Annotated in this window: 10 protein-coding genes; 3 read left to right on the forward strand and 7 right to left on the reverse strand. The window is 60.3% G+C overall.

All coding sequences use genetic code 11. From position 1 onward, the window contains the following. Positions 1 to 70: 70 nt before the first annotated feature. The 3 genes from rpoD to rpsU all read right to left on the reverse strand — a co-directional run bounded on the left by rpoD (position 71) and on the right by rpsU (position 4,658). The gene (gene rpoD, locus A9971_RS19995; RefSeq protein WP_011063840.1) at positions 71 to 1,918 is read right to left on the reverse strand and encodes an RNA polymerase sigma factor RpoD; all 1,848 of its coding nucleotides are present in this window, start codon (positions 1,916 to 1,918) and stop codon (positions 71 to 73) included. A 67-nt stretch (positions 1,919 to 1,985) separates the two neighbouring features. After that, complete coding sequence (dnaG, locus tag A9971_RS20000; RefSeq protein WP_041120101.1) at positions 1,986 to 3,959, reverse strand: DNA primase; 1,974 nt, start codon at positions 3,957 to 3,959, stop codon at positions 1,986 to 1,988. Positions 3,960 to 4,442: 483 nt separating this feature from the next. After that, positions 4,443 to 4,658, reverse strand: coding sequence for a 30S ribosomal protein S21 (rpsU, locus tag A9971_RS20005; RefSeq protein ID WP_002551877.1), 216 nt, complete (start codon positions 4,656 to 4,658; stop codon positions 4,443 to 4,445). A gap of 200 nt (positions 4,659 to 4,858) precedes the next feature. Between rpsU and tsaD the strand changes: the two genes are divergently transcribed. After that, positions 4,859 to 5,884 carry a tRNA (adenosine(37)-N6)-threonylcarbamoyltransferase complex transferase subunit TsaD gene (gene tsaD, locus A9971_RS20010; protein WP_011063838.1) on the forward strand — a complete coding sequence of 342 codons (1,026 nt, stop codon included), beginning with the start codon at positions 4,859 to 4,861 and terminating at the stop codon, positions 5,882 to 5,884. A gap of 45 nt (positions 5,885 to 5,929) precedes the next feature. On the opposite strand, the gene plsY is transcribed toward tsaD, so the two are convergent. Beyond that, positions 5,930 to 6,499 (reverse strand): glycerol-3-phosphate 1-O-acyltransferase PlsY, encoded by a 570-nt coding sequence (gene plsY, locus A9971_RS20015; protein WP_011063837.1) that lies wholly within the window; start codon positions 6,497 to 6,499, stop codon positions 5,930 to 5,932. Positions 6,500 to 6,573: 74 nt separating this feature from the next. On the opposite strand from plsY, the gene folB reads away from it, so the two are divergent. Next, positions 6,574 to 6,927, forward strand: coding sequence for a dihydroneopterin aldolase (gene folB, locus A9971_RS20020; RefSeq protein ID WP_011063836.1), 354 nt, complete (start codon positions 6,574 to 6,576; stop codon positions 6,925 to 6,927). Continuing rightward, a complete protein-coding gene (folK, locus tag A9971_RS20025) occupies positions 6,918 to 7,433 on the forward strand; it encodes a 2-amino-4-hydroxy-6-hydroxymethyldihydropteridine diphosphokinase (protein ID WP_015637255.1) in 516 nt (171 codons plus the stop codon). The genes folB and folK overlap by 10 nt, the downstream gene beginning before the upstream one ends. A 46-nt stretch (positions 7,434 to 7,479) precedes the next feature. Here the strand turns inward: folK and A9971_RS20030 are convergent, their stop codons facing one another. The 3 genes from A9971_RS20030 to A9971_RS20040 all read right to left on the reverse strand — a co-directional run. Beyond that, the gene (locus A9971_RS20030) at positions 7,480 to 8,709 is read right to left on the reverse strand and encodes a multifunctional CCA addition/repair protein (RefSeq protein ID WP_077934875.1); all 1,230 of its coding nucleotides are present in this window, start codon (positions 8,707 to 8,709) and stop codon (positions 7,480 to 7,482) included. 66 nt (positions 8,710 to 8,775) lie between these two features. Next, positions 8,776 to 10,338, reverse strand: coding sequence for a SpoVR family protein (locus tag A9971_RS20035; RefSeq protein ID WP_011063833.1), 1,563 nt, complete (start codon positions 10,336 to 10,338; stop codon positions 8,776 to 8,778). Continuing rightward, positions 10,335 to 11,324, reverse strand: a 990-nt coding sequence (locus A9971_RS20040) for a YeaH/YhbH family protein (RefSeq protein ID WP_183001979.1), incomplete at its 5' end; no start/stop codon positions are given. The genes A9971_RS20035 and A9971_RS20040, both read right to left, overlap by 4 nt.

The following is an 11,324-nucleotide window of genomic DNA, read 5'->3' on the forward strand; positions in this document are numbered from 1 at the left end:
ATGGGGCGGGGAAGGAAAGAAGGACGGGCTGCAAAAAGCAAAACCCCCAGCTGGGCTGGGGGTCTTGGGCTTACTCGTCGAGGAAGGAGCGCAGATGCTCGCTTCGCGTCGGGTGGCGCAGCTTGCGCAGCGCCTTGGCTTCGATCTGGCGGATCCGCTCACGGGTCACATCGAACTGCTTACCGACTTCCTCGAGGGTATGGTCGGTATTCATGTCGATGCCGAAGCGCATGCGCAGTACCTTGGCTTCACGGGCAGTGAGGCCGGAGAGTACTTCGCGAGTTGCTTCCTTCAGGCTCTCAACTGTGGCGACATCGATTGGCGACTGCATGGTCGAGTCTTCGATGAAGTCGCCCAGATGGGAGTCTTCGTCATCACCGATCGGGGTTTCCATGGAGATCGGCTCTTTGGCGATCTTCAATACCTTGCGGATCTTGTCCTCAGGCATTTCCATGCGTTCGCCCAGCTCTTCCGGAGTCGGTTCGCGACCCATTTCCTGCAGCATCTGCCGGGAAATACGGTTGAGCTTGTTGATCGTCTCGATCATGTGCACCGGAATACGAATGGTGCGGGCCTGGTCGGCGATCGAGCGAGTGATCGCCTGACGGATCCACCAGGTGGCATAAGTCGAGAACTTGTAGCCGCGACGGTATTCGAACTTGTCCACGGCTTTCATCAAGCCGATGTTGCCTTCCTGGATCAGGTCGAGGAACTGCAGGCCACGGTTGGTGTACTTCTTGGCGATGGAGATCACCAGACGCAGGTTGGCTTCAACCATCTCTTTCTTCGCGCGGCGGGCCTTGGCCTCACCGATCGACATGCGACGGTTGATGTCCTTGATCTCGGCGATCTTCAAGCCTGTTTCGACTTCAAGAGCGGTCAGCTTCTGCTGGCAACGGATGATGTCCGGCTGCAGGCGGGCGATGGCTTCGGCGTACTTGCTCTTGCCTTTGGCCAGGGCGTCGGTCCAGCTTTCATCCACTTCGTTGCCCGGGAACTGGCGCAGGAAGTCGGCACGTGGCATGCGGGCATCACGCACGCAGAGCTGCATGATGGCGCGTTCCTGCTGGCGCAGGCGATCCAGGGCACTGCGTACACGTTCAACCAGGCCTTCGAATTGCTTCGGAACCAGTTTGATCGGCATGAACAGTTCAGCCAGGGCCAGCATTTCGGCGATGGCTTGCTTGTTCTCGCGGCCGTGTTTCTTCAGCGCCTTGCGGGTGACTTCCATCTGGTCGGCGACGGCGCCAAAGCGCTGTGCGGCGATGACCGGATCCGGACCGCTTTCGGCTTCTTCTTCGTCTTCGGTCGCTTCCGCTTCTTCGTCTTCGCTGTCGTCATCCGCTTTCGCGGTCTTGGTGTCGACAGGCGGCGGCACTTCGGCGGCAGGCGGCGTAATGCCGTCATCCGGGTCGATGTACCCGCTGAGAACGTCGGACAGGCGTCCACCTTCGGTGGTGACGCGAGTGTACTCGGAGAGGATGTGATCAACCGTGCCAGGGAAGTGCGCGATTGCGCCCATCACTTCACGGATACCCTCTTCGATACGCTTGGCGATTTCGATTTCGCCTTCACGTGTGAGCAGCTCTACCGTGCCCATTTCGCGCATATACATGCGCACTGGGTCGGTAGTGCGACCAATGTCGGTTTCCACAGCCGCCAACGCTGCGGCGGCTTCTTCAGCTGCTGCTTCGTCGGTATCGGCTTCGGCCAACAAAAGGGCATCCGCATCCGGAGCACTCTCGAATACGTTGATCCCCATGTCGTTGATCATGCGGATGATGTCTTCCACCTGTTCCGGATCTGAAATATCCTCCGGCAGGTGGTCGTTGACCTCCGCGTAAGTCAGGTAACCCTGCTCACGTCCACGGCTGATCAACTCTTTGAGGCGAGACTGCTGTTGCGCTTTTCCGGACATAACACCCTATCCACTGAAGGTCTTGGCGGGCAAAAAACAAGCCGAGGATTATACCCGAGCTATGACCTCACGCGCCAGTTGAGGTCGGGTTTGATGCGGGAACATTGCGTTTTAGAAGCTCAACCAGCTGTTTTTTCTCTTCGCTGCTGAGCTCGCTTTGACGCGATTTCCTGAGAAGTTGCTCTAAAACACGCTCGCGTTGGCGAGCTGACAAACTATTAATGGTGTCGAAAAACTGTTGTTCAAGGTTATCTCCGTCGATCAGCCATTCTTTTTCCGCCAATGCGGTGAGCAGATGCCCTTGCTGGGTGCCGTGCCAGCGCGCCATCAATTGATGAATAGAGCGTAGCTTAGGATTTTTCTGCACGGCTTCGATCAGAGCCACCAGCAACTGGGTATTGGTGTTGTCGTCATCGGCAAAATGCCCGGCATCTTCAACTTTTTCTGCCAATTGCGGGTGATGCAGCAAAGTGCGCAAGGCTGAAAGGGTCGGCGGTTCCACTGCAGCGGGAATGCGCGGGCCGCGTGGCTGGTCGCGATCGCCCTGGCGCTTGCCCTTGCCGTTCTTGTCCCAGGGTTTGTTTTCCCATTTCTTGCCGCCGGCATTTTTCTTTGGCGTCCACTCTTGTTGTGGGGCGTACGCCTCCTGATGCGGCTCATGGTAGTCGGCATAATCCGGCATCGCGTCGTAATCGATGCCTGCGTCGTAGGCGGGTGGCGCTTCGGGCGGTGCGCTGTGGGCCAGTTGGTTGACCGTTTCGTTGGTCAGGCCGGTGATTTCGCTGAGGCGCTGGCGCATCAGGGTGCGCAGGTTGGCCCCGGGGATTTTCTCGATCAGGGGCGCGGCCAGGGTCGCCAGATGGGCCTTGCCTTCCAGTGAACGCGGGTCGGCTTCATCGATCAGTTGCTGGAAAAAGTAATCGGCCAGCGGCTGTGCGTGCTGGTTGATTCGAGCGCGGAAGGCATCGGTGCCTTCGGCGCGGACCAGGGTATCCGGATCTTCGCCTTCGGGAAGGAACAGAAAGCGCGCGCGGCGCCCGTCCTGCAAGCAGGTCAGGGTCGCCTCCAGGGCGCGCCAGGCGGCCTTGCGCCCGGCCTGGTCACCGTCGAAGCAGAATAGTACGTTGGGTACGATGCGGAACAGGCGCTTGAGGTGTTCTTCGCTGGTGGCGGTCCCCAGGGTGGCCACGGCGTTGCGCAGGCCTTGCTGGGCCAGGGCGATGACGTCCATGTAGCCCTCGACAACGATGATTTCGTCGAGGTTGCGGTTGTTCTTGCGGGCTTCAAACAGGCCGTAGAGTTCCTGGCCCTTGTGAAAGACCGGGGTCTCCGGAGAGTTCAGGTATTTGGGCTTGTCGTCCCCCAGAACCCTGCCGCCGAAGGCGATGATCCGACCGCGAGTGTCGCGGATCGGGAACATCACCCGGTCGCGAAAGCGGTCATAGCGCTTGCCGGTCTCTGCGTTCTCGATCAGCAGGCCGGCATCGATCATGGCTTTCTGCTGCAGGGTGTCGCTGCTCAGGTGTTTGAACAGGTTGTCCCAGCCAGGCGGAGCGAAGCCCAGGCCGAAGTCCCGGGCGATCTCGCCGGTAAGGCCGCGCCCCTTCAGGTAGTCGACCGCAGCCTTGCGCGCTGGATGGCTTTTCAGGGCCTGGCGGTAGTAATCGGCGGCGGCGGTGAGCAGCGGATACAGCGGTGAGTCGGTGGGTTGCCGAGGCTTGCGCTGGCCGCGGCTGCTCTCTTCGCGGGGGATTTCCATGCCAGCCGCCTTCGCCAGTTCCTCGACGGCCTGGGGAAAGTCCAGGTTGTCGTGGTCCATGATGAAGCCGAGGGCGTTCCCGCCTGCGCCGCAGCCGAAGCAGTAGTAGAACTGCTTGTCGGGGCTGACGCTGAAGGAGGGGGTCTTTTCCTTGTGGAAGGGGCAGCAGGCGGTGTAGTTCTTGCCGGCTTTCTTGATTTGCAGGCGCGAACTGACGACATCGACGATGTCGGTGCGGTTCAGAAGGTCGTCAATAAAGCTCTGGGGAATAAGCCCGGCCATGGCGTTCTCGTCATCACTGCGCGCAAAGATAGCCCTGGCGACACTGTCGAAAGTTCGGGTGGCGGCCAAGCGTGAGGTTGCGCGGCTCGACCCTGGTTTTCGGCGTGATCGCAGTCGGGAAGTGTATCTGCCGAACGTCCACTGACGTTAGTTTCAATCAGTATTCGACTATTTGAAGGTGTTGCGCTGAGTCCGACAGTGGCTTTGGGCTGGCCTCGGATAGCTCATTAAGCGGGCGCTGGAGAAGGGCGCCTTGGGCTGATCGTCTGTAGGAATCAGATAAGGGTGTGCTCGTCAGTAGCCTTGGAAGGCTCGTCAGAAAAGACGTGCACCGCTGGCAAGAAGCCAGGTCTGACGTGGTGAAGCAGAATCGTCTGGGTCGCATGGGCGGCTTCGACGGTGAAGCATCAAGCGTATTCCGCAAATGCCATTAGCCCGGCTGAGGGCCGGGCTTGGCAGAAGCTTGCAACGAACGTCTGTGTATTAGTACAGACGTACGGCGCGGCGCTGTTCGCGCTGAACTTTCTTGGCGTGACGCTTAACAGCAGCAGCTGCTTTGCGCTTACGCTCAGAAGTCGGCTTCTCGTAAAATTCGCGGCTACGAACTTCAGCCAGAACACCGGCTTTTTCGCAGGAGCGCTTGAAACGACGCAGAGCTACGTCGAAGGGTTCGTTCTCTTTAACTTTGACGGCTGGCATCCAGAGCTACCTTCATTCATTACCGGGGTCAACGTTCTCGTCGCAAAAATCGCGGCTGAGGTCGTCGGTTTTTAAGGGTTGCGGATGTTAACCCCTCAACGCTCGGAATGCAAAGCCTCTGATCGAAAACCGCTGGTCGGGCGCGGGAGTGGCGACTATTATGCGCGCCTTCGAATTCAGCCTCTACAAGGCGCAAACCCATGCTAGTACTGGGATTAGAAACGTCCTGCGACGAAACCGGCGTCGCGTTATACGACAGTGAGCGGGGCCTGCTGGCCGACGCGCTGTTCAGCCAGATCGACCTGCATCGCGCCTACGGTGGCGTGGTGCCGGAGCTGGCCTCCCGGGATCACGTCAAGCGCATGCTGCCCTTGATCCGCCAGGTGCTGGCCGAGGCCGACTGCGTGCCTACCGAGATTGACGCGATTGCCTACACCGCTGGCCCCGGCCTTGTCGGTGCCTTGCTGGTGGGGGCTTCCTGCGCCCAGGCGCTGGCCTTTGCCTGGGGCATTCCAGCCCTGGGCGTGCACCATATGGAGGGCCACCTGCTAGCGCCGATGCTGGAGGAGCAACCTCCGCAATTCCCGTTCGTCGCTTTGTTGGTGTCCGGTGGTCATACCCAGTTGGTCCGGGTCGATGGTATCGGCCAATACGAGTTGTTGGGCGAGACCCTGGATGACGCCGCAGGCGAGGCATTCGACAAGACGGCGAAGATGATCGGCCTGAATTATCCGGGCGGCCCCGAGATTGCGCGCCTGGCGACTCAGGGCGTAGCGGGGCGCTTTGTCTTTCCGCGGCCGATGACCGATCGCCCGGGGCTGGATTTCAGCTTCAGCGGCTTGAAAACCTTCGCCTTGAACACCTGGCAGCAGTGCGTCAGCGCTGGAGACGACGGCGAGCAAACCCGTTGCGACATCTCCCTCGCGTTCCAGCAGGCGGTGGTGGAGACTCTGACCATCAAATGCAAGCGTGCCTTGAAGCAGACCGGTCTCAAACGTCTGGTTATTGCGGGAGGTGTAAGTGCCAACAAGGCATTGCGCGCTTCGCTGGAAAAGATGCTGGCTGAAATGAAGGGCAATGTGTTCTATGCCCGTCCCGAGTTCTGCACCGACAACGGAGCGATGATCGCCTTTGCCGGTTGCCAGCGTTTGCAGGCCGGGCAGCAGGAAAGCCTGGCGATCAGCGTACAGGCGCGTTGGCCGATGGAGCAGTTGTCAGCTCTCTGATTTCATGCGGGGAGGCTCGGGCTGAGACCTTTTCATCTGAGGGATTCAAAAATGCCGTTCGCGCCCGGCAAACAGGTCGCGTAAATTGCCGCGGTGGCGCCAGACGATCAGCAGTGTCAGCACGCTCATCGGCAATAGCGCCTCCGGTTCCTGCCAGGCCAGCAGTGGCAAGGTCAGGGGGGTGGCGATCAGTGCGGCCAGTGAACTGGTACGAGTGAGATAGAAGGTTAGCGCCCAGGCGGCGATGGCCAGCAGCGCGGCCGGGGGGTAGAGCCCCAGCAGCATGCCGGCGGCGGTGGCGACACCCTTACCGCCGCGGAAGCGGAAGTACAGTGGAAACAGATGGCCGAGGACGGCATAGAGCCCCACCCAGGCCTGTTGTTGCAGGGACAAGCCCGCGAGGTGGGCGATCAGCACAGGTGCCAGGCCTTTGCACAGGTCTCCCAGCAGGGTCAGGACTGCGAGTTTCTTGCCGGCCAGGCGCAGCATGTTGGTGGCGCCGGCATTACCCGAGCCACTCATTCGCGGGTCGGGATTACCCGTAAGGCGGCTGAGCAAAATGGCGAAGGACAGAGAGCCGAGCAGGTAGGCGAAAATCGCCAGTAACCAAAACATGCTAACTATTCCGGGCGAGGAAGCCCTGATTCTAACGGCGCATTGCGCCCTTGTCGTGCTGCGGAGAAGAGTGCTTGGACAGAGTGTTTATCGAAGGGCTGGAAGTGGACACCGTGATTGGTGCCTACGACTGGGAGCGCGGCATCCGACAGTGCCTGCGTCTTGATCTGAGCTTTGCCTGGGACAATCGCCCGGCAGCTGCTGGAGATGATCTGACGCTGGCATTGGACTATGCCAGTGTCTCCACCCGGATCCAGGCGTTTGCCGAGCATGCCCAGTACCAGTTGGTGGAAACCTTTGCCGAGCGCCTTGCCGAGGTTCTGATGAATGAATTTCACATCCCTTGGTTGCGCTTGAAACTGACCAAGCCTGGCGCCGTCCCGGCTGCCTCGGGTGTGGGTGTGGAGATCGAGCGCGGATGTCGCTGACTCAGGTGTATCTGGGGCTCGGTAGCAATATCGAGCGTGAAGTTCATCTGCGGGCCGGGCTCGATGCCCTGGCCGGTTTTCTGGTGGATATGCGTTGCTCGCCGGTGTTCGAAAGCCAGCCGGTGGGAATCAAGAGCGGCCCGTTCTTCAACCTGGTGGTGACGGCTTTTACCGACTTGCCTCTGATCGAGCTGGACCGGCGCCTGAAGTTCATCGAGGCCGATAACGGCCGTTATGCCCCTGATCGTAAAGGCCTGCCGCTGGATATCGATGTATTGCTCTACGGTGAACTGACCGGCAATTTCGATGGCCTGATCCTGCCCCGGGCAGAGATTCTGAAGAACGCCTTCGTGCTCTGGCCGCTGTCGCTGATGGCGCCCGAGCGGGTGCATCCGCTGGCGGGCAAGAGCCTCGGGGCGCTCTGGGCCGAGGCGCAGATCGATCAGGTGCTGGCCCCGGTCGCCTTCGAATGGCGGGGCATGCAACTGACCCCTCCAGACTTATAGCTACCCTCGGCTAATCGCGGACCAGTCGGGGCGGTCCGCGACTCACTCAAGGCGCGTGCTGTTCCTTGTAGGCCTTGATGGCCTTCAGTCGTTCCAGCCTTAGTGCCTCGCCCAGTTGCGGCCCCTTGAACCCCTGTTCCAGCAAGGGTTGAACCGCCACCTTGCGCGCCGCCTCGGCGGCTCCTCGCAGGTAATCGGCCTGCGGATAAGGCCGCGACTCCAGCCCAAGACGGCCGCGAGCATCCATTTCGCATGCCGCTATGAACTCTTCGAAACGCTGTGGGCGTCGGAACACGTCGAAACTTTGCAATAGTTCCAGGAGTGTCGAGCCCTTGAGTTCCAGCGCCTTGTGGCCGTGGGTATGGTACTGGCCCACCAGCAGTGCCAGCTCCTGGCATTCCCGGGGCGCCTTGAAGCGTTCATTGACCGCCTTGATCAGTTCCAGGCCTGTGCGCTCATGGCCAATGTGCCGTGGCCACTCCTCCTCGGGTGTCAGGCCTTTGCCCAGGTCGTGGAGCAGGCAGGCCCAGCGCACGCTGAGGGGTTGCTGATGCAACGCGGCTTGCAGCAGAACGCTGAGGGTGTGCGCGCCGGTGTCTATCTCCGGGTGGTGGACCGCGGGTTGAGGTACGCCGAACAGTGCGTCGATTTCGGGCATCAGCACCGCCAGCGCGCCGCAGTCGCGCAATACTTGGATAAAGACCTGGGGCTGATCCTCCATCAGGGCGCGAGATATCTCTTTCCAGCTGCGTTCGGCCGTCAGGGCCTGAAGCTCACCGGATTCACTAAGTTCGCGCATCAGCTCGAGTGTCTCTGGCGCCACGCGAAAACCCAGACCGGCGTAGCGGGCGGCGAAGCGGGCGACCCGCAGTACTCGCAGGGGATCTTCGGCGAATGCCGGGGAAACGTGGCGCAATAGCCGCTCTTCAAGGTCCTTCTGACCGTTGTAGGGATCGGTGAGGCGGCCCTGTTCATCTTCGGCCATGGCGTTGATGGTCAGGTCGCGACGGATCAGGTCCTCTTCCAGAGTGACTTCCGGGCTGGCATGGAAGGTGAAACCGCCATAACCCCGCCCACTCTTGCGCTCGGTGCGGGCCAGGGCATACTCCTCGCCGCTCTTGGGGTGCAGGAACACCGGGAAGTCCGCGCCCACGGGGCGAAAGCCCTTGGCGAGCATCTCCTCTGCGCTGGCACCCACTACCACCCAGTCGATATCGGTAACCGGCCTGCCGAGCAGGCGATCGCGCACGGCGCCGCCGACTTTGTAAATCCGCATAAAAAAACCTCCGTTAGCGCGACAGGATAACCCTTGTATCGCGCATCCGGAGGCTTGTTATCGGGCTTAAAGGTGGATAACCGCCAGGTCCAGGCGACCGTAGTCGTTTTCGTTGTGATCGCTCTTTGGCGGTACGTGGTGGGTTTTCATCACCTGGTCGCCCTGCAGGGTTTCCAGGTGAATGTCGAAGCCCCAGAGGCGGTGCAGGTGCTTGAGCACTTCGTCGGTGGAATCCCCCAGGGGTTTACGGTCGTGTTGCTGATGACGCAGGGTCAAGGAGCGGTCGCCCCGGCGGTCGATGCTCCAGATCTGCACGTTGGGTTCGCGGTTGCCCAGGTTGTATTGCGCGGCCAGGGTTTCACGGATGATCCGATAGCCGCTTTCATCATGGATTGCCGGTACCAGCAGGTCGTCCTTCTGATCGTCGTCCATGATGCTGAACAGCTTGAGATCGCGGATGACCTTGGGCGACAGGTACTGCAGGATGAAGCTCTCGTCCTTGAAGCTGCTCATGGCGAACTTGATGCTCGACAGCCAGTCGGTGCCGGCCAGTTCCGGGAACCAGCGCCGATCTTCTTCCGTGGGCTCCTCGCAGATGCGTCGGATATCGCGGTACATGGCAAAGCCCAGGGCGTAGGGGTTGATGCCGTTGTAGTAGGGGCTGTCGAAGCCTGGCTGGAATACCACGCTGGTATGGGAGGTGAGGAATTCCATCATGAAGCCATCGGTGACCAGGCCCTCGTCGTACAGATCGTTCATCAAGGTGTAGTGCCAGAAGGTAGCCCAGCCTTCGTTCATCACCTGGGTCTGGCGTTGCGGGTAGAAGTACTGGGCGATCTTGCGCACGATGCGCACGATCTCGCGTTGCCAAGGCTCCAGCAGTGGCGCGTGTTTTTCGATGAAATAGAGGATGTTTTCCTGAGGTTCGGCGGGGAAGCGCGCATTGTCCTTGTCGCTGTACTTGTCCGCGCCCTTGGGAATGGTGCGCCACAGGTCGTTGATCTGTTTCTGCAGGTGTTCCTCCCGGTCTTTCTGCCGGCGCCGTTCTTCTTCGGCGGAAATCGGGTAGGGCCGCTTGTAGCGGTCGACACCGTAGTTCATCAAGGCATGGCAGGAGTCCAGCAGATCTTCCACGGCATCGATGCCATGGCGCTCCTCGCATTGCATGATGTACTGCTTGGCGAACACCAGGTAGTCGATGATCGAGCTGGCATCGGTCCAGGTGCGGAACAGGTAGTTGCCCTTGAAGAAGCTGTTGTGGCCATAGCAGGCGTGAGCCACCACCAGCGCCTGCATGCAGATGGTGTTCTCTTCCATCAGATAGGCAATGCAAGGGTCGGAGTTGATGACGATTTCGTAGGCCAGGCCCATCTGGCCCCGGCTGTAGGATTTTTCGGTGCTGAGGAAGTGCTTGCCGTAGGACCAGTGGTGATAGCCCAGGGGCATGCCCACCGAGGCATAGGCGTCCATCATCTGCTCGGCGGTGATCACTTCGATCTGGTTGGGATAGGTGTCCAGGGCATAGCGGGCCGCGATACGGCTGATTTCACGGTCGTAGGCCTGGATCAGCTCGAAGGTCCATTCCGAGCCGGTGGAGATGGGTTGGCGCTTCTGCTCTCTGGCGGTCATGTCACTAACCTGCGCTGGAAGAGTTCACGGAAGACCGGATAGATGTCTCCGGCCGAAACCAGTTGCTGCTGGGCGAATGTATCGGAAAAGGCCTCGGCGATGCGTTCGTACTCGAACCACAGGGCCTGGTGCTCGCGCGGGGTGATTTCCACGTAGGTGTAGTACTGCACGAACGGCATGATCTGGTTGATCAGGATGTCGCGGCAGATCGGCGAGTCGTCGTTCCAGTTGTCGCCATCAGAGGCCTGGGCAGCGTAGATGTTCCACTCGTTGCTCGGGTAGCGTTCGGCCATGATCTCCTGCATCAGCTTCAGGGCGCTGGAGACGATGGTGCCGCCGGTTTCCCGTGAATAGAAGAACTCCTCTTCGTCCACTTCCCGGGCACTGGTGTGGTGGCGGATGAACACGACGTCGATCTTGTCGTAGTTGCGCTTGAGGAACAGGTACAGAAGGATGAAGAAACGCTTGGCGATGTCCTTGGTGGCCTGGGTCATGGAGCCGGAAACGTCCATCAGGCAGAACATCACCGCCTTGGAGCTGGGGTTGGGCTGTTTCACCAGCAGGTTGTACTTGAGGTCGAAGGTGTCGAGGAAGGGCACGCGGTGAATCCGGGCACTCAGGCGCTCGATTTCCGCCTCAAGCTCCTGGATATCGCCGAAATTGTCCGGTTCTTCCCGCTTCAGGCGCGCCAGTTCTTCCTTGGCTTCGCGCAGCTTGGCCCGGCTGCTGCCGGACAAGGCAATGCGCCGCGCGTGGGCCGACCGCAAGGTACGGATGATATTGATCCGGGCCGGGTTGCCTTCGTTGCTGATCCCGGCTCGTACGGTCTTGAAGGTGTCGGCTCCGGTCAGGTTGCGTTTCACCAGGTTGGGCAGTTCCAGGTCCTCGAACATGAATTCGAGGAATTCCTCCTGGGTGATCTGGAACACGAACTCGTCCATGCCTTCGCCGGAATTGCCGGCCTTGCCCCGGCCGCCACCTCCCCC

Origin of the sequence: Pseudomonas sp. UME65, from assembly GCF_014170225.1 — a bacterium.
Lineage (GTDB): Bacteria > Pseudomonadota > Gammaproteobacteria > Pseudomonadales > Pseudomonadaceae > Aquipseudomonas > Aquipseudomonas protegens.